A 17,315-nucleotide genomic window follows, 5' to 3' on the forward strand; every position below is an offset into this window, starting at 1 on the left:
GCAGATCGGCATCGACTGGTGGGAGCACGACCCGTGGCTCAGTTCCCGGGCCCGCCCACCGGTCGAGCCGGGACCCCGCGACCCCGAGGAGGTCGAGGCGTCCCGCCGGCCGCGCGTCGCCGCCCGTGTCGCGAGGGAGGAGTGGGATGACGACGACAGCTGAACCCGCCCCGGTGGCGCCGGAGACCGGCAGCGGCGTCTGGCTGCACGGCGTGGTGGCGGAGGTCGCCCCGACGACCCTGGCCGGGATCCCCGGCATCGCCGGCACGCCCGTGCGCGCGGTCACCGGCGCGGGCCTCGTCGCCGTGGTCGGCGACGCGCCGCTGGCCGAGTACGGCGAGGAGGCGTTGCGCCGCAACCTGGAGGACCTGGGCTGGCTGGAGCGCGCCGCGCGGGCCCACCACGCGGTGGTCGACGCGCTCGCCCGCGCCGGGGCCGTGGTGCCGGCCCGGCTCGCCACCGTCCACCGCGACGACGACCGGGTGGCCCGGGTGTTGGCCGAGCGGCACGACGAGCTGTCCGGCACGCTGGCCCGGCTCACCGGCCGCGAGGAGTGGGGCGTCAAGGGGTACGTGGTGCCGGGCGTCACCCCGCGCACCGAGGAGCCGGGCGGCGGGGGCGGCGCGGGGGCGGCGTACCTGCGCCGGCGTCGGGCCCAGCTCACCGCCCGCGAGGAGGGGCAGCGGATCGCCGCCGACGCGGCGGCGGCCGTGCACGCCGCGCTCGCCGGGCACGCGGTGGCCGCCCGGCGGCACGCGCCGCAGGACCGTCGGCTCTCCGGCGCGGCCACCGCGATGGCGCTCAACGGCGCGTACCTGGTCGACCGCGCCGGGCTGGACGGCTTCCGCGCGCTGGCGGGAGCGCTCGCCGACCGGCACCCGGAGCTGCGGTTGGAGCTGACCGGCCCGTGGCCGGCGTACTCGTTCGTGACGGAACCGGCGGCGGAGTCGGCATGGCCGTGACGGCACTGGCCCCGAGCAGCGTCGACGACCCGTCGGCCTACCGGCAGGTGGCGCTGGTCGACCTGCTCGACCGGGTGCTCGCCGCCGGTGTGGTGGTCACCGGCGACATCACGCTGGCCATCGCGGACGTCGACCTGGTCCGGATCTCGCTGCGCGCGCTGATCGCGTCCGTCGGGGCACTCGCCCCGCCCGAGCCGGGAACCGTCGCGCCGGAGTCGGCGGTGGCGCCGTGACCACCCGGAACGAGGCGGCCGAGCTGGCCGCGGCGTTGGGCGAGTCGACCTGGACCGCGCCCCGGGTCCGGCCGCTGGACCGGCGGCTCGCGGTGGACGAGAACTCGGTCGAGCGCGGCCTGGCCAGCCTGGTGCTCACCGTGGTCGAGCTGCTCCGCCAACTGATGGAACGGCAGGCGCTGCGCCGGGTCGACCTGGGCGACCTCGACGACGACCAGGTCGAGCGCATCGGCGCCACGCTGATGGCGCTGGAGGAGCAGATGACCCAGCTCCGCGACTACTTCGGACTCTCGCCCGAGGACCTCAACCTCGACCTGGGCCCGCTCGGGCCGCTGCTGCCCACCGACTGAGCCGTCACCGCCGGGTGGCGGCGTACGACTCCAGGTGGGCGAGCTGCGCCGGATCGAGGGAGGGGCGTACCCGGGCACGGGCCGCCTCGACGTGCCCGGCGGTGACCGTGCGGGCGCTCAGCGACTCGCGCATCGCGGCCAGCGCCGCCTCCCGCACCAGCGCGGCGCAGTCGGCCGCGGAGAAGCCGTCCAGGTCGCCGCCGAGCGCGTCGAGGTCCACGTCCGACGCGAGCGGCACGTTCCGCGCCGCCGCCCGGAGGATCTCGGCGCGGGCCGGACCGTCCGGCGGGGGCACGTAGACCAGGCGTTCCAGCCGGCCGGGACGCAGCAGCGCCGGGTCGACCAGCTCCGGCCGGTTCGTCGCGCCGACCACCACCACGTTGCGCAGCGCCTCCACCCCGTCCAGCTCGGTGAGCAGCGCGGCGACCACCCGGTCGGTGGTACCCCCGTCGGTGGCCTGGCCGCGCACCGGGGCCAGGGCGTCCACCTCGTCCAGGAAGACCAGGGTGGGCGCCGCCTCCCGGGCCCGGCGGAACAGCTCGCGGACCGCGCGTTCGCTGTCGCCCACCCACTTGGAGAGCAGCTCGGCGCCCTTCACCGACAGCACGTTCGCGCGCCCGGAGCCGGCCAGCGCGGTGACCAGGTAGGTCTTCCCGCAGCCGGGCGGCCCGTAGAGCAGCACCCCGCGCGGCGGCGTCACCCCCAGCCGGGCGAACGTGTCCGGATAGGTCAGCGGCCAGAGCACGGACTCGGTCAACGTCTGCTTGACCTCGTGCAGCCCGCCCACGTCGTCGAGCGTCACCGACGCCAGCTCCAGCGTGGAGGCGGCCATGGTGGTCGGCCGGACCACCTCCAACGCGGCGGTGAAGTCGGCCATCGCCACGGTCGGCGTCTCCGCCGTCTTCTGCCGCAGCGCCGCCCGCACCCCGGCCTCCCGGACCAACGCCGCGAGGTCCGCGGCGACGAAACCGGGGGTACGCGCCGCCACCTCGTCCAGCCGGACGTCGCCGGCCAGCGGCACCTGGCGGGTGAGCACTGTCAACTGCTCCCGGCGCAGCGCCGGGTCAGGCAGCGGCACGGTGATCCGCAGGGCCAGCAGGTCCGGGCCGCGCAGGGCCGGGTCCACCGCCTCGGGGCGCGCGCTGGTGCAGACCACCGCCGCGCCGGCCCGTACCGTCTCGGCGACGACCTGCCGGAACACCGTGGCCAGCGGGCCCGGCTCGTCGGCCGGGGCGATCGCCTCCACGTCGGTGACCAGCAGCACGGCGGGTCCGCCGGCGCGTACCGCCGAGGCCGCCTCGCGCAACCGTCGGGCCGCCGCGTCGGCGGTCGACGCGGCCAGCTCCGGTGCCCAGAGCGGACGGATTCGCGCGCCCACCCGGGCGGCGACGGCGCGGACCAGCGCTGCCTTGCCCGAGCCCGCCGGGCCCTCGACGAGAACCCCGAGCGAGACGGTGGTGCCCAGCCGGCCCAGCACCTCCCCGTGGTGGAAGCCGAGGTCCAGCAGCTCGGTCAGCTCCTCGGCCTGGGCCCGCAGGCCGGGCAGCTCGTCCACGTCCGGCGCGTCCTCCGGACCGAGCAGACCCTCGGCCGCCGTCGCGACGGGCGCGGAGTCGGACACGTCCGCCGGGCCGGAGCCGCGGGTGGCCGGTCCGTGTTCCCAGCCCACCACCGTGTCCATGGTGACCAGCGCGCCGGTCGCCGGCTCGGCCGCGACCACGGTGAGCAGGGTGCTGGTCCAGGCGTACCCGACGGAGCTGGCGAGGCTGCGCCGCGCCGCCTCGACCAGGCCGCGCACGGCGGCGTCCGGGAGCACGTCCTGCGGCAGCAGCGAGACGTCGTCGCCGGCGGTGACCACCTTGCCCAGCAGCGCGAGCCGCAGCATCTCCGGCGGGACCGCGGCGACCACCGCGGCCGGGCCGGCCACTGTCACCCGGCGCGCCGGGGCGGCCGCCAGCGGGCTCACCGTGACCTGCCCGCCGGCCCGCACGCCGAGGTTGCCGAGCAGCAGATCGTCGGCGTACAGCAGGGCGCTGCTGGTGCCCGGCTCGGCGGCGGCCGCGATGCCGGCGGTCACCCGGCGACCGGTCAGGCGCACCGGGTCGCCGGGGCGCAGGGCCAGCGCGGTCAGCACCTCGGGGTGCAGGCGTACGACGCCCCGGCGGGCGTCCAGCGCGGCCGGCCGCAGGCTCGCGGTCAGGGTCAGGTCGGGTTCGGCCACCCGCCGACAGTAGCCGCCGGCACCACACCCCGCCGGGGGTCAGCGCGGGCCGGGGTCCTCCAGCAGGGACGGGTCCCGGCGGATCATCTCGGCGAGCCGGGCCGCCGGGTCGGTGTCCAGCGGGTCGTGCCCGGGCGCGGGCACCGTCTTCACCGACATCGGCCAGGCCGGCGGGGGCGCCGGCGCGGCGGCCGGGCCGACCGTCACCGCCGGGCCCGCCCAGGAGACCCGCAGCGGGTACGCCTGGCCGCCCAGCTCGACCCGGAGCGTCACGTCGAGCCCGGGATGCTCGGCGACCACCCGTCGGACCGCCTCGGCGACCTCCTCGACCGGGTCCCGCCGGTGCGCCGCCTCGCCGCCCCGCAGCCGGTACGCGCCGTGCCCGGCCCGCCGGTCCGGCGGCCCGTCCGGGACCGGCCCGTCGGCGGCGCCACCCCGTTCGGCCGCTTCGGCCGGCTCGCCGGGCAGCGGCTCCCGTCGGCGCCGCGCCTCCTCGCGCCGCGCCAGCCGGGCCAGTGTCTCGTCCAGATCACCCCTCATCGCGTCCACCCCCTTCGCCAGAAAACGGACCGGATCGAGCGTCGGTTCAACCCTCCCGGGACCGGGTCGCCCGGTCCAGCGCCCGGTCCAGGACGACCAGCAGGGCGTCCCGGACGGAGAGCCGGTCCCGGGCGTCGAACTGCACCAGCGGCACGTGCTCGGCGATCGCCAGCGCCCAGCGGATCGACGGCAGGTCCAGCGCCAGCTTCCCGTCGAAGGCGTTGACGCCGACGGCGAACGGCAGCCCGGCCCGCTCGAAGAAGTCGATCGCGGGATAGCAGTCGTCGAGCCGGGCGCTGTCCACCACCACCAGCGCGCCGAGCGCGCCCCGCGCCAGGTCGTCCCACATGAAGCCGAAACGGGCCTGGCCGGGCGTGCCGAAGAGGTAGAGCTTCAGGCTGCGGTCGATGGTCACGCAGCCGAAGTCCATCGCCACCGTGGTGGTGGTCTTGCCGGCCACCCCACCCGGGTCGTCCACGCCGATGCCGGCGCTGGTCATCTCCGCCTCGGTGGTCAGCGGCGCGATCTCGGAGATGGCGCCCACGGTGGTGGTCTTGCCGACTCCGAAGCCACCGGCGATGAGGATCTTCACCGGGATCGGCGGGCGGGGCGCGGGCGCCCGCCGCACGATCGGGGCCGGTTCGCCGGGCGCGCCGGGGGGCCGGTACGGCAGCGGCGGCGGCGCGGGCGGGGGCGGTGTGGCCCGGCCGATCAGCGGGGCCGGGCCGCCGTAGCGGGTGGGGGCGCTGTTCGCGGACGGCCCGCCCAGGGCCGCCGCCGGCCATTCAGGAGATCGCACGGAGTCCATCAATCACTCGCAGGATGATGTCGGGATCGAGGGCGTCGTCGACGTCCGCGACGTGCACGTCGAGATGACCGGCGGCGCGCAGGTCGCCGACCAGCACCCGGGTCACCCCGAAGTGCATCCGGGTACGGGCGGAGATCTCGGCGACCGAGACCGGCTCGGCGCAGATCGCGACGATCGCCGCCAGCTCCGGGGCCAGCCGGGCGGTCACCGCCCAGGTGCCGCTGCCCGCGCGGGCGGTCACCTGGGTCTCCAGGCCGATCGCCGGGTCACCGTCCACCCGTCCGGCGGTGAGCACGAACGGGCGTGGGCCGGTCGGCTCCCCGTCGCCCGCGTCCGACCCGGTGAGCGGGGCGGACGCGCGCAGGAAGGGACGGATCCGGACGCCGGGTTCCGGCTCCGGGTCCCCGCCGGCGGCCCCCGGGATCATTGCTGGACGGCGTTCTTCAGCTCGGCGATCAGGCGGGGGCTCAGGGCGCCACCGGCGCGGCCCGCGAAGAGCGTCATCTCGTACGCCACGGTGCCCAGGTTGGCCGAGCGGTCGGCGACCACGCCGAGGACCGAACCGCTGCTGATCGCGCTGATCAGCAGGTAGCCCTCGGCCATGTCGACGATCACCCGGTTGAGCGCGCCCAGCGCGTACCAGCTCGCGGCGCCCCCGGCGAGGCTGGTCATGCCGGAGACGACGGCGGCGAGGCGCTCCGCGTTGGACCGGTCCTTGATGGCGGACATGGCCATCAGCAGCCCGTCCGAGGAGACCGCGATCGCCTCCATCACCCCGGCCGTGCTGGAGGTGAACGAGTCGAGCAGCCAGTTGAAGGTACGCGCCTCGGGGCTGAGGTCGCCGGTGGAGCTCTGTTCGACGTTGTCGTGCAGGAACGGGCTGGTCACCGTGATGGATCCTCTTCGTAGCGACGGTCGGTACTGACTTCGCGCAGAGCACGGGCGACGCCCGCCTCGAACTCGGTGATGAGGTTGCGGACCTCGACGGGGTCGCCGGGGTCGGAGCTGGTCGGGGGCGCGGCCGGCACCGGGGAGACGGCCAGGTTGGCTCCGGGCACCCGCCGGCTGAGCCGGGGACGTCCCGGCGTCGGCGGGGCCGGGGTGACGTCGTCCTCGGCCCGGCGTACGCCGTCCTGGAACGCCTCGACCAGCGCCCGGACCGAGGCCGGGTCGGCGGGAACCCCGATCAGTGGTCCGGTCGCCGGGCCGGCGGGGCCCGCCGGGGCACCAGTGGGCAGGTTCGCCCCGGGCACCCGCTTGCGGATCGGCCGGGTGCCGGCCGGTCCGGGCCGCCCCGCCGGCGGGCCGACCGGAGCCGGTCCGGTGGACGGCCGTCCGGCCGGGGCCACCGGCGGCGGGCCGGCCGGCGGGAAGGCGGCGCCAGGCGGTGGGCCGTCGGACGGTACGCGGGCGGGGCCGGTCGTCGGCCCGGCGGCCGGGGGAGCGGCCGGTGCCGGGCCGACGACCGGTGTCGGCGGGGTCGGGGCGGCGGGGTACGTGGCCGGGCCGGCGGGGTAGGTGGCCGGACCGGCGGGTGGCGTGGTCGCCGGCCCGGCGGCGGGCGGCCAGGCCGGCGGCGGCCCGGCGGTGGGGAAGCGGAGATCGTCGACCGGCGCGCCGCCGGCCGGGGCGGCCACCGGCACGTCCCGCGGACCGGCCGGGTCCGGGGTGTCGGCCTGACTGCCGAACGCGTCCCACGACTCGCCGGTGGCGATGCTGCGGGTGGCCCGGGTGAGCAGCTCGGCGTCGAACCCGGTCGGTTCGACGGCGGCCGGCGGGGGGTCGACCGGCCGGCCCTCGGCGGGCCGAGCGGGCGTCGGCGCCTCGGCCGCCGGTGCCGGCTGCCGCTCCGCGGGTGCGACGGTGGCCCGGGCCGCCGTGGCGGAGGGGCGCTCCGGCCGGCGGACCACCAGCGAGGCGGCCGGGATCTCCACGCCGGCGGTGACCCCGCCGCCCGAGGTCGCGGCCAACCGGACCGTCCAACCGTGCCGGCGGGCCAGCCGGCCCACCACGAACAGGCCGAGCACCTCGGTCGGCGCGAGGTCGAGCCGTTCCCGCCGGGTGAAGCGGGCGTTCTCCTCGGCGAGCCGCTCGGCGGTGAGGCCGATGCCGTGGTCGACCACGGTGAGGCGGGCGCCGCCGTCGGTCAGCTCACCGGCCACCACCACCCGGGTGTGCGGCGGTGAGAAGGAGGTGGCGTTCTCCATCAGCTCGGCCAGCGCCAGCACCAGGTCGCCGGCGATCGCGGGCGCGGCCGAGACGCCGGGGGGCACCTGCACGTCGACCCGGGTGTAGTCCTCGATCTCGCCGAGCGCGAGCCGCACCACGTCGGCCAGCGGGACCGGCGCCACGTGCCCGTCCGAGCCGGTGGCGCCGGAGAGCACCACCAGGCTGCCGGCGTTGCGGCGCAGCCGGCTGGAGATGTGGTCCAGCCGGTAGAGGTGCTCCAGCCGGGCCGGGTCGGCCTCCTGCCGTTCCAGCCGGTCGATGAGCGCGATCTGGCGGCCGACCAGGTTCTGCGTACGCCGGCCGACGTGGCCGAACATCTGCGCCACGTTGCGCCGGCCGGCCACCTGCCGCTCGACCAGCCGGGCGGCGGTGTGCTGCACCCGCTCGAACGCGCGGGCCAGGTCGCCGATCTCGTCCCGGGCGTCGACGTCCACCGGGTCGAGGCGGACCGGTGGCACCGACTCGGTCTCGTCGTCGGCGACCCGGGTCAGCTCGGCCTCGGCGACCCGGGCGACGCGTTCGGCGGACCGGGTGAGCCGGCTCAGCGGCCGGGCCACCGTCCGCGCCACGGTCATGCTCAGCAGCACCACGAGGAGGAGGATCAGGACCGCCGCCACGCTGACCAGCCAGGCCGCGGTCAACGCGGTCCGCTGCTCGGTGCGGGTCTCCGCGATCACGTCCGCGACGACCTTCTTCTCCACGAACTGGCCCAGGGTGATCATCGAGCGGACCGAGGGGAAGAGCGCGTCCAGCGGCACCGGCGCGATCGCCCCGATCGGGTCCCGGACGCTGTCGACCAGGAACGTCGGGCTGGTCCGGGCCGCCACGGCGGCGTCGTCCAGCCGGGCCAGCTTGAGCTGCTCCGGCGTGATGAGCTTGCGGAACCGCTGGTTGTCCACGTTGAGCGCGGCCATGCAGGCGATGTACGAGCCGGCCACCTTCGCGTCGCCGGTCGCCTTGACCAGCACGATCTGGGTGGCGCAGGAGCTCAGCCCCTCGTCGGCGCGCAGCAGCGCGTCCAGGGCCAGCACCTGCCGCCCCGCCGGGGTGTCGGTGTCCACCTGGAACGGCAGCCGCAACGACTCGATCAGGGCGGTGTCGACCGCGGCGAAGACGGTGAGGATCTGTTCCGGCGTGGCCCGCCCGGCGAGCACTGTGGTGCGGACGTCGGCCAGCGTGCGTACTCCGTCGAGGGCCGCGCGGACCGGCGCCGGCAGCGTCTCGGCGCGCAGGTCGGCGACCCGGTCGTCGACGGTGACGGACTTCTGGATCAGCTCGGTGCGGGTCACCCGGCCGAGCAGCAACCCGACCGAGAGCAGGCGTTCCTGCTGGAGGTCCTGGACCAGGCTGCCGATCCGGCTGGCGACGCGGACGGTCTCGGCGGTGTCGGCGGCGCGCTGCGCGGTGGCCACCCGGTCGACGACCACCGGCACGGCCAGCCCGACCATGCTGAGCAGCGGGATGATCACCAGCAGGGCGAGCTTGCCCCGGATCCGCAATCTAGCGAGCAGCATCGAACGGCCTCCACCGCTCGGCGTCGCCGCCGCCCACCGTGACGGGCTGGCGGTCGGCGGGCCGGGTCGCGGCCGGCTGGTCCGGGTGGACCGTCGGCGGCCGGCCGGCCTCGGCCGGCTCCCGCGCCTCGGTGGAGCGGTGCCGGCCCCGGCGCCACGCGGCGAGCTGGACCACGGCGAGCCCGGCCAGCAGCGCGACCGCGACCACGGCCGCGATCCGGGCCAGGAGCCGGTCCCGGTCGAGCGTGTCCAGCCGCTCCTCCAGCAGCGCGTCGAGCTGGTCGAGGATCACCGTGCGGAGTTCCTTGGCGGAGTTCTGGGCGGTCAGGCCGGCGTTGGTGAGCTGGTCGGTGCTCGGTGCGGCGCGCCCCGGGCCGGGCGCGGAGAACGCGGTGAACGCCTCCAGCGAGCGCTGGTAGGTGTCCAGCGGAGTGAGCACGTTGGCGCCCAGGTCGGTGCTCTCCGAGCTGTCCACCGCCGAGCGCAGGTCGGCGACCAGGTCCATGGCGGGCCCGAGCGCGGCCACCCGCAGCTCGGCCAGCTCGGCACCGGTCTTCACCCGCTCGGCGGCGGGGCGGGCGGGGGCCAGCCGGACCAGGTCGGCGAGCCGGCCGGCCAGCACGGTCGCGGTGGGCAGGTCGCCGCCGATGCCGTCCTGGAGGAAGAAGGAGTCGGCCCGGGGGTCGCGGATCAGGCCGGAGCTCTCCCGCACCTTTCGGTAGAGGGCCAGCAGCAGGTCGGTGGCCTCCCCGTACGCCCGGTAGGCCGCCTCGGGGTCGCCGAGACCGCGGTCCGGCAGCGCCTCCACCTTGGCCCGCAGCCCGGCCCAGCGCTCGTGACTGCGCAGCTCGTCGCCGACGGCGGCGTCCACCTCGGCCGCCCGCTCGATCGCGGCGTTGAGCGCCGCGCGGGAGACCGGCGCCCCGGCGACGGCGGTGGACTGGGCCTCGACCAGCGCGTCGGTGACCGGCCCGAGGGCGCGCAGGTAGCGGACTCCGAGGCGTTCCCGGGTCGCCAGGTCGTGATCGTCGGCGGTGGTGCCGGAGGCCTGGGCGAAGAGCAGACCGAGCGGGGCGATCAGCGCCAGCACCAGCAGCAGGGGCAGGACACGGCCCGGTACGGAGGGCCGCCGACGGACCCGCGGCGCGGGAACTGTCATGGTCTGTCTCCTCCGGCGACGGCAGGGTGATGCGGTGCCCCGGGAGGTCGCCGTACGCAGTCCCGTGCACCGGACCGGAAAAGTAGCCGAACCGGGCGTGGTCGGAACCTCGGTCGATGAGTCGGCTTCACGTCACTTCGGTGGGTATGACGGAACGTCGAAGGGGTGAACACGGAGCGTTCGATCGACGTGGCGAGACGCGACATCGACGGTGATTTGCGGTTGTAGATGTGAATTCACGTGATCCGAATACATCCCGCTGGGATGGTCTGGACCTTCTGCGGACGACGGACGGCACGCGACGAACGGCCCAGCCGGACGGACGTACGGCGGATCTCAGGGAACGCTCAGCCGGCGGCCCGTACCGTGTGCCGCATGAGATCACCCGTCGCGCGGGTCCGGCGCGCCCTCGCCGGCCGTCCGCGCCGGATCGTCGCCGCCGTCGTGGTGGTCGTCCTGGTCGTGGCCGCCCTGGTCTGGGCGGTCCGCCCGCAGGGACCGGACTTCCGGACCGAGGCGGCCGTGGTGACCGTCCGGTCCGGACCGACCGGGGACGAGCCGGTCGACCTGGACACCACGCTCTACCTGCCCGACGACGCCTCGGAGAGCAACCGGGTGCCGGCGGTGCTGCTGGCGCACGGCTTCGGTGGCACCAAGGGGTCGGTCCGCGCCGACGCCGAGGACCTGGTCGCCCGGGGGTATGCGGTGCTCACCTGGACCGCCCGGGGCTTCGGCCGCAGCGGCGGCCAGATCCACCTGGACAGCCCGGACCACGAGGTGCGGGACGCGCAGCGCCTGCTGGACCGGCTCGCCGCCCGCCCGGAGGTGCGCCTGGACGCGGCCGGCGACCCGCGCGTCGGCGTGGTCGGCGGCTCGTACGGCGGCGGCCTGGCCCTGCTGCTGGCCGCGCAGGACCAGCGGGTCGACGCGATCGTCCCGATGATCACCTGGAACGACCTGTCCCGGGCGTTCCTGCCGGAGAGCACCGGCCGGGAGCCCACCGACGGCGTGTTCAAGAAGGGCTGGGCCGGCATCTTCTTCGGCGGTGGCGGCAACGCCGGCTCCGGTCCGGCCGGTCTCTCCGGCGCCACCGCGGCCCAGCCGGAGGGCGCTCCCGCGTCGGCCGGCCCGGCGAGCCCGCAGCCGGGCGCCGGCCCGGGCAGCAGCTCCGGACGGGCGCCGGGTGGCGCCGCCGCCGATCCGTCCTGCGGTCGCTTCGCCGCCGACGTCTGCGCCGCGTACCTGCGCATCGCCACCACCGGCCGGGCCGACGCGGCGGCGGTCGCGCTGTTGCGGCGGTCGTCGCCGGCCGGTGTGCTCGATCGGATCAAGGCGCCCACCCTGCTGGTCCAGGGCGAGGCCGACACGCTCTTCCCGCTCACCGAGGCGGACGCCAACGCGCGCGGCATCGCCGCCGGCACGCCGGTGCGGGTCGCCTGGTTCACCGGCGGGCACGACGGGGGCGCCGGCCCGACCTCCGACTCGGACCGGGTGAAGTTCCTGACCGCCCAGTGGCTCGACCACTACGTCAGGGGCGACGGCCCGGCCCCCGGCGACACCTTCACCTTCTCCCGGATCGCCGGCTTCGACGCGCTCGACCGCGGCCTGGTGGCCACCGGCTTCCGCACCGACGACTATCCGGGCGTCGCCGGCCAGGACCGCCGGGAGATCACCCTGACCGGCGGGGCCCAGCCGGTCGCCGTGCCGCCCAACGGCAACCCGGCGGCGATCTCCGCGGTGCCGTTCGCGGGCGCGCTCGGGTCGTTGCTCGACAGCGTGGCCGGGGACATCCCCGGCCAGCACGCGCGCTTCGAGTCGGCGCCGCTGGACGACCCGGTCGACGTGGTCGGCGCGCCGACCGTGCGGATCCGGGCCGCCTCACCGACCGGCGAGGCGGTGCTCTTCGTCAAGCTCTACGACGTCGACCCGCAGGGCGCGTCCACGTTGCCGTCCGGCCTGGTCGCGCCGGTGCGGCTGACCGGCCTGCCGCGCACGCTGGACGCGGCGGCCCCGGTCACGGTCACGCTGCCGGCGATCGTCCGCCGGGTCGAGGCCGGGCACCGGCTGCGGCTCGTGGTGGCGACGTCGGACCAGGCGTACGCCACCCCGGCCGAGCCGACCGTGCACACGGTGGCGCTCGGCGACGGCCCGTTGGTGCTGCCCACCGTCGACGCCGCGCCGATCCCGACCACCGCCGCGGTGTGGCGCTGGGTGCTGGCCGGTCTGCTCGCCGCGATCGTGGTCGGGCTCGTCGTGGTCGTCCTGGTCACCCGCCGCCGGCACCGTCGCCAGGACAGCTCCGTGCACCCGGAGTACGCGGGCGTCCCGCTCGCCGTGCGCAACCTGCGCAAGGAGTACGCGGACGGGTTCGTCGCGGTCTCCGACGTGGACTTCGAGGTGCACCCCGGCCAGGTGGTCGGCCTGCTCGGGCCGAACGGCGCGGGCAAGACCACCACGCTGCGGGTGCTGATGGGGCTGACCCAGCCCACCGCCGGGGAGATCCACGTCTTCGGCCACCGGCTGGTGCCCGGCTCGCCGGTGCTCTCCCGGATCGGCGCGCTGGTCGAGGGGCCCGGCTTCCTGCCGCACCTGTCCGGTCTGGACAACCTCAAGGCGTACTGGCGGGCCACCGGGCGGCCGTGGGAGGACGCCCACTTCGACGAGGCACTGGAGATCGCCGGTCTGGGCGACTCGGTGCACCGGCGGACGAAGAAGTACAGCCACGGCATGCGGCAGCGGCTCGCCATCGCGCAGGCCATGCTCGGCCTGCCCGAGCTGCTGGTGCTCGACGAGCCGACGGACGGGCTGGACCCGCCGCAGATCGCGGAGATGCGCCGGGTGCTCCAGCGGTACGCCACCGACGGCCGCGCGGTGCTGGTCTCCAGCCACCTGCTCGCCGAGGTGGAACAGACCTGCACGCACGCGGTGGTGGTGAACAAGGGCCGGATCGTGGCCTCCGGGCCGGTCGAGGAGATCGTCGGCGAGTCGCCGAGCGTGCTGTTCGAGGTGAGCGACCCGGACGCGGCGCGTACGGTGCTCGACCGGCTGGACGGCGTACGGGTGCTGCCGGACTCCGACGGCGGGCTGGTGGTCGACACCAACGGCACCGCCCGGAGCGAGGTGGTGGCGGAGCTGGTCCGGGCCGGCATCGGGGTGGACCGGGTGGTGCCCCGGCGCCGCCTGGAGGACGCGTTCCTCGCCCTGGTGGGCGAGAACTCTCGGGGAAGCGGTGACCGGTGATGGCGGGTTCTTCGGTGGCGTCGTCCGGCGGTGGCGCGGTCGCCCCCGGCGGCACGGCTGCGCCCGGCGCGGGTGGTGCGGCGGCCGGTTACCGGCCGTCGGCCACGATGCCGTTCGGCGCGGAGTTCCGGCGGCAGGCGTCGCGCCGCCGGACCCAGCTCGCGCTGGGGTTCATGGTGCTGCTGCCGCTGATCATCCTGGTGGCGTTCCAGTTCGACTCCGGGGACGACGACGGCGGCGGCCGGGGCGAGTTCGCCAGCCTGGCCGACCTGGCCACCTCGGGCGGCCTCAACTTCACCCTGTTCTCGATCCTGGTGTCGGCGTCGTTCCTGCTGGTCGTCGTGGTGGCGTTGTTCTGCGGCGACACGGTGGCCAGCGAGGCGAGCTGGGGCAGCCTGCGCTACCTGCTGGCGGTGCCGGTGCCCCGGGCCCGGCTGCTCGCGGTGAAGCTGGTGGTCGCGCTCGCGTACTCCGGGCTGGCGCTGGTGCTGCTGGCCGGCACCGCGCTGCTCGCCGGCACGCTGCGGTACGGGTGGAAGCCGCTGAGCAGCCAGGTCTCCGCCGAGCTGGCGCCGACCGACGGGTTGCTCCGGCTGCTCGGCGTGCTGGGCTACCTGGCGGTGGTGCTGCTGGTGGTGGCCGGGCTGGCGTTCCTGCTCTCGGTGACCACGGACGCCGCGCTCGGTGCGGTCGGCGGTGCGGTGCTGCTCTGGATCCTCTCCAGCATCCTGGACCAGATCACCGCGCTGGGCGGACTGCGGAACCTGCTGCCGACCCACTACAGCAGCGCCTGGCTGGGGCTGCTGTCGTCGCCGATGCAGACCGACGACGTGGTCAAGGGCGCGATCTCGGCGATCGTCTACGCCACGCTGTTCTGGGGCCTGGCCTTCTGGCGCTTCACCCGCAAGGACGTCACGAGCTGAGGTGGCCGTCACCGACCCGTCGGGGCCGGTCGGCTGTCGGCCAGCTCGACTCTCGCCTGGTTACGGCGGTCACTCTCCGCAACGCTCCGTCAGAAGCAATGTCTCCTCTAACCCTCTTATGACTCTGAGTCATAATTATGACTCAGAGTCATATCGCACTCGGGAGAAGCTTGACCCGACCGTGCGGGGCCGACTGAGGAGGGCCTGACTAACTGGGGTTCGCCGAGCCGGGCTGAGTCGAGCCGCAGGTCTTCCCGGCGGCTTTCGGACTTCCATATCATGGGAGCGTTCCCACGAAGTTGTCCCGCCAGCAAGGAATTGATTAACTTCAATCTTTTGCGCCGCCATCCTGGACGTCGTCCGATACCCGTCCCAGGAGGTTTCCCATGGTCCCGAGCCAGTTGAAAGGCCCTGTGCTCTCCCTGTTCCGCATCGTCGTCGGCCTGCTCTTCCTGCTCCACGGCGCGGCGTCGATCTTCGGAATACTCGGCGGCAACCCGGCGACCGGCGGGGCGGTCCCGCTCGGCACCTGGCCGGGCTGGTGGGCCGCGCTGATCCAACTGGTCTGCGGCGCGTTGGTGCTCGTCGGCCTGGGCACCCGGCCGGCCGCGCTGCTCGCCTCCGGCTCGATGGCGTACGCGTACTTCGTGGTGCACCAGCCGCACGGCCTGCTGCCGATCCGCAACGGCGGCGAGCTGGCCGCGATGTTCTGCTGGTCGTTCCTGCTGGTCGCGGTGCTCGGCCCCGGCACCTGGGCGCTCGACGCGCTGCTGTCCCGCCGTCGGGGCGAGCCCGCGGACGCCACTCCCGCGCCCCGCACGTCGGTCCCCGCCTGAGTCGGTCCCCCACCGGGCCCTGGTGCGGGACTCCCCGTCCCGTGCCAGGACCTCAGAGCGGGTTGACCGGGGTGGTCGCGAGCGACGGCGGACCGATCGGCGCGGACGGCGCGGGCGCCTGCGTGGTCGGCGCCGGGTCGCGCCGCTTCCAGGCGCTGACGCCGAGCCGACCGGTGTTGCCGAGGTCGATCGGCCCGTCCAGCGCGACCGGGTACGCCGGCCGGCCGGCCACCGGGGCGACGTCCAGCTCGACGCCGTCGGTCGCCACCACCGTCGCGTCGGTGACCAGGTTGCGCCAGATCAGCGCGGCGCCGGCCCGTTCGCCGGGGCGCAGCACGAGCGCGGTGGGTGGGTCGTCGAAGCCCGAGGTGATCGGGGCGGCCCCGGGGATCACCCGCGCCGTGATCGGGTCCCCGTCGGCGTCGCGCAGCGCGACCGCCGGATAGCCGCGCAGCTCGTACGGCCGGTTGCCGCAGTTGACCAGGTCGAGGCCCATCGCCCGCAGCCCCATCGCGGCGCTCACCCCGAGTTCGACGATCCGGATGCCCTCCGGCGAGCAGGCCGGGGTGGGGGTCGCGGCGTCGGCGGCGTCGCCCGGCCGTGGCGGTGGCGTGGGCAGCGGGTCGATCGGGCGCGGCGTCGGGGTGCAGGCGGTCAGCAGGGTCAGCCCCGCGATGACGCCGAGTCGGGCCGCCGCGTTCCGCATCCGGTGATCATGCCACCCGGTCGGGCGCGGCGAGGACCGCGTCGAGCAGGCCCGGGTAGAGGCGGTCCAGTTCCTCGCGGCGCAGGCGCACGTATCGGCTGGTGCCGGCGACGCGGGTGCGGGTGACGCCGGCCTCGCGCAGCACCCTGAGGTGGTGGCTGCGGGTGGCCTTGGAGACGCCGAACTCGAACGTGCCGCAGGCGTGCTCGCCGCCCCCGGCCAGCGTGCGCACGATCTGCAGTCGGACGTCGTCGGCCAGCGCCGCCAGCACCGCGGTCACCGGCACGTCGCGCAACTCGGGTTCGTGCAGCTCCATGTGACCAGGGTAACCCATGTTCGACATCCGTCGAACAACCTCCTAGAGTCGGCTCCGTTGGTTCGACGATACTCGAACATAGGAGCTGCGATGCGTTCCCGTTCCGCCGCCCTCCCGCTCTTCGCGGTGCTCAGTTGGGGCGTCATGTTCCCCGTCCTGGCCAGCGCGCTCACCCGGGTCGACGCGCTCAACCTGACCACCGCCCGGTACGTGCTCGCCACCGCCGTGCTGGTCGCCCTGCTCCTGGCCCGGGAGGGGGTGACCGCCCTGACCACGCAGCGACGCGGGGTCGAGGTGCTGCTGCTCGGTGCGCTCGGCTTCGCCGGCTTCAACACGCTCACCAACCTCGCGCTCGGGCACGCGGCCCCGCAGCAGATCGCCCTGTTCGCCGCCACCGTGCCGGTCGTCACCCAGCTGGTCCGCTGGGCGCGGGACGGCGTCCGGCCCCGGCCGGCGATGCTCGGCCTCTCCCTGGTCGCGCTCGTCGGCGTCGGCCTGGTGATCACCCGCGGCCGGCTCGACGGGCTGGGCGAGTTCGGTCTCGGCGGGCTGCTCATGGTCGGCGCCGTGCTCGGCTGGGCGTTCTACACCCACGGCGCGACCCGGTTCCCCGAGTGGTCGCCGCTGCGCTACACCGCGCTGACCGCCGTCGCCGGCACGATCGCCATGCTCGCCGCCAGCGCCGCCGCCGACCTCACCGGGGTCCAGCACGCCCCGCACGCCGCCGACCTCGTCGCGGTCGCCCCCCAGCTCGCGTACGCGGTGCTGGTCGCCGCCGTGGTCGCGGTGCTGGCCTGGAACACCGGCGTCCGGCGGCTCGGGGCGGCGGACGCCGCGTTGTTCATGAATCTGGTCCCGGTGACCACGTTCGCGGTGCAGATCCTGCGCGGCTACCGGCCGGGCGCGGTCGAGCTGGTCGGCGCCGGGCTGACCGTCGCCGCCCTGGTGGCGGCGAACCTGGTCACCCGTACCCCGGCCCGGCGGGCCACGACGGCGACCCTCGTGCCGGCGGCCGTGGTGGACCGGCCGGCGGTGGTCGAGCCGGTCGCGGTGGTCGGCCGCTGAGCCGGCCCACACCGTGGGATCCCGAGGTGGCGCGGCCGTGAGCGGCGCATAGACTCGGCGGCACAACTGCATACCTCATCCAGAGGGGCTGAGGGATACGGCCCGACGACGCCCCGGCAACCACCCGCGCGCTCGACGACGAGCGACCGCGGGCAGGTGCCAATTCCGTCCCCGCCGCACCCGGCGATGCGGGGAAAGATGAGAGGACACCCT

General features: G+C 75.6%; 16 protein-coding genes and 1 riboswitch. Of the genes, 7 read left to right on the top strand and 9 right to left on the bottom strand.

Annotated features, from left to right (window positions below):
- The first annotated feature begins 146 nt into the window (after nt 1–146).
- Genes CO540_RS21960 through CO540_RS21970 form a run of 3 tightly spaced genes read left to right on the top strand, consistent with a single transcriptional unit; the run spans nt 147 to nt 1,545 of the window.
- The gene (locus CO540_RS21960; RefSeq protein ID WP_099163473.1) at nt 147–962 is read left to right on the top strand and encodes a GvpL/GvpF family gas vesicle protein; all 816 of its coding nucleotides are present in this window, start codon (nt 147–149) and stop codon (nt 960–962) included.
- Complete coding sequence (locus tag CO540_RS21965) at nt 953–1,195, top strand: gas vesicle protein (protein ID WP_099163474.1); 243 nt, start codon at nt 953–955, stop codon at nt 1,193–1,195. Before CO540_RS21960 ends, CO540_RS21965 begins: the two co-directional genes overlap by 10 nt.
- Complete coding sequence (locus CO540_RS21970) at nt 1,192–1,545, top strand: gas vesicle protein K (RefSeq protein ID WP_216642298.1); 354 nt, start codon at nt 1,192–1,194, stop codon at nt 1,543–1,545. Before CO540_RS21965 ends, CO540_RS21970 begins: the two co-directional genes overlap by 4 nt.
- A gap of 4 nt (nt 1,546–1,549) precedes the next feature.
- Here the strand turns inward: CO540_RS21970 and CO540_RS21975 are convergent, their stop codons facing one another.
- The 7 genes from CO540_RS21975 to CO540_RS22005 are packed head-to-tail and all read right to left on the bottom strand — an operon-like array spanning nt 1,550 to nt 10,016.
- The gene (locus CO540_RS21975) at nt 1,550–3,766 is read right to left on the bottom strand and encodes an AAA family ATPase (RefSeq protein WP_099163475.1); all 2,217 of its coding nucleotides are present in this window, start codon (nt 3,764–3,766) and stop codon (nt 1,550–1,552) included.
- Between the two features lie 39 nt (nt 3,767–3,805).
- A complete protein-coding gene (locus CO540_RS21980) occupies nt 3,806–4,306 on the bottom strand; it encodes a hypothetical protein (protein WP_099164892.1) in 501 nt (166 codons plus the stop codon).
- Between the two features lie 46 nt (nt 4,307–4,352).
- Nucleotides 4,353–5,114, bottom strand: coding sequence for an ATP/GTP-binding protein (locus CO540_RS21985; RefSeq protein ID WP_172967905.1), 762 nt, complete (start codon nt 5,112–5,114; stop codon nt 4,353–4,355).
- On the bottom strand, nt 5,092–5,541 hold the full coding sequence (locus tag CO540_RS21990; RefSeq protein ID WP_091569069.1) for a DUF742 domain-containing protein: 450 nt from the start codon (nt 5,539–5,541) through the stop codon (nt 5,092–5,094). Before CO540_RS21990 ends, CO540_RS21985 begins: the two co-directional genes overlap by 23 nt.
- On the bottom strand, nt 5,538–6,002 hold the full coding sequence (locus tag CO540_RS21995; protein WP_091569071.1) for a roadblock/LC7 domain-containing protein: 465 nt from the start codon (nt 6,000–6,002) through the stop codon (nt 5,538–5,540). The genes CO540_RS21990 and CO540_RS21995 overlap by 4 nt, the downstream gene beginning before the upstream one ends.
- On the bottom strand, nt 5,999–8,857 hold the full coding sequence (locus tag CO540_RS22000; protein ID WP_099163476.1) for an ATP-binding protein: 2,859 nt from the start codon (nt 8,855–8,857) through the stop codon (nt 5,999–6,001). The genes CO540_RS21995 and CO540_RS22000 overlap by 4 nt, the downstream gene beginning before the upstream one ends.
- Nucleotides 8,844–10,016, bottom strand: a complete 1,173-nt coding sequence (locus CO540_RS22005; RefSeq protein WP_099163477.1) for a hypothetical protein — start codon at nt 10,014–10,016, stop codon at nt 8,844–8,846. The genes CO540_RS22000 and CO540_RS22005 overlap by 14 nt, the downstream gene beginning before the upstream one ends.
- Nucleotides 10,017–10,391: 375 nt before the next feature.
- Here CO540_RS22005 and CO540_RS22010 point away from each other — a divergent pair, with 375 nt between their 5' ends.
- The 3 genes from CO540_RS22010 (at nt 10,392) to CO540_RS22020 (ending at nt 15,015) form a co-directional block, all read left to right on the top strand.
- Nucleotides 10,392–13,256, top strand: a complete 2,865-nt coding sequence (locus CO540_RS22010) for an alpha/beta fold hydrolase (RefSeq protein WP_099163478.1) — start codon at nt 10,392–10,394, stop codon at nt 13,254–13,256.
- A complete protein-coding gene (locus tag CO540_RS22015) occupies nt 13,256–14,179 on the top strand; it encodes an ABC transporter permease (RefSeq protein WP_099163479.1) in 924 nt (307 codons plus the stop codon). The genes CO540_RS22010 and CO540_RS22015 overlap by 1 nt, the downstream gene beginning before the upstream one ends.
- Before the next feature lie 386 nt (nt 14,180–14,565).
- On the top strand, nt 14,566–15,015 hold the full coding sequence (locus tag CO540_RS22020) for a DoxX family protein (RefSeq protein ID WP_099163480.1): 450 nt from the start codon (nt 14,566–14,568) through the stop codon (nt 15,013–15,015).
- Between the two features lie 52 nt (nt 15,016–15,067).
- Here the strand turns inward: CO540_RS22020 and CO540_RS22025 are convergent, their stop codons facing one another.
- Together CO540_RS22025 and CO540_RS22030 are read right to left on the bottom strand one after the other, a co-directional pair.
- On the bottom strand, nt 15,068–15,721 hold the full coding sequence (locus CO540_RS22025; protein WP_099163481.1) for a DUF4232 domain-containing protein: 654 nt from the start codon (nt 15,719–15,721) through the stop codon (nt 15,068–15,070).
- A gap of 7 nt (nt 15,722–15,728) precedes the next feature.
- Nucleotides 15,729–16,037 carry a helix-turn-helix transcriptional regulator gene (locus tag CO540_RS22030; protein ID WP_099163482.1) on the bottom strand — a complete coding sequence of 103 codons (309 nt, stop codon included), beginning with the start codon at nt 16,035–16,037 and terminating at the stop codon, nt 15,729–15,731.
- A 90-nt stretch (nt 16,038–16,127) separates the two neighbouring features.
- On the opposite strand from CO540_RS22030, the gene CO540_RS22035 reads away from it, so the two are divergent.
- Nucleotides 16,128–17,102, top strand: a complete 975-nt coding sequence (locus tag CO540_RS22035) for a DMT family transporter (RefSeq protein ID WP_099163483.1) — start codon at nt 16,128–16,130, stop codon at nt 17,100–17,102.
- Between the two features lie 72 nt (nt 17,103–17,174).
- Nucleotides 17,175–17,307, top strand: a riboswitch (SAM riboswitch).
- The last annotated feature ends 8 nt before the right edge of the window (nt 17,308–17,315 follow it).

The organism is Micromonospora sp. WMMA2032, from assembly GCF_002688545.1.
GTDB lineage: Bacteria > Actinomycetota > Actinomycetes > Mycobacteriales > Micromonosporaceae > Micromonospora > Micromonospora sediminicola.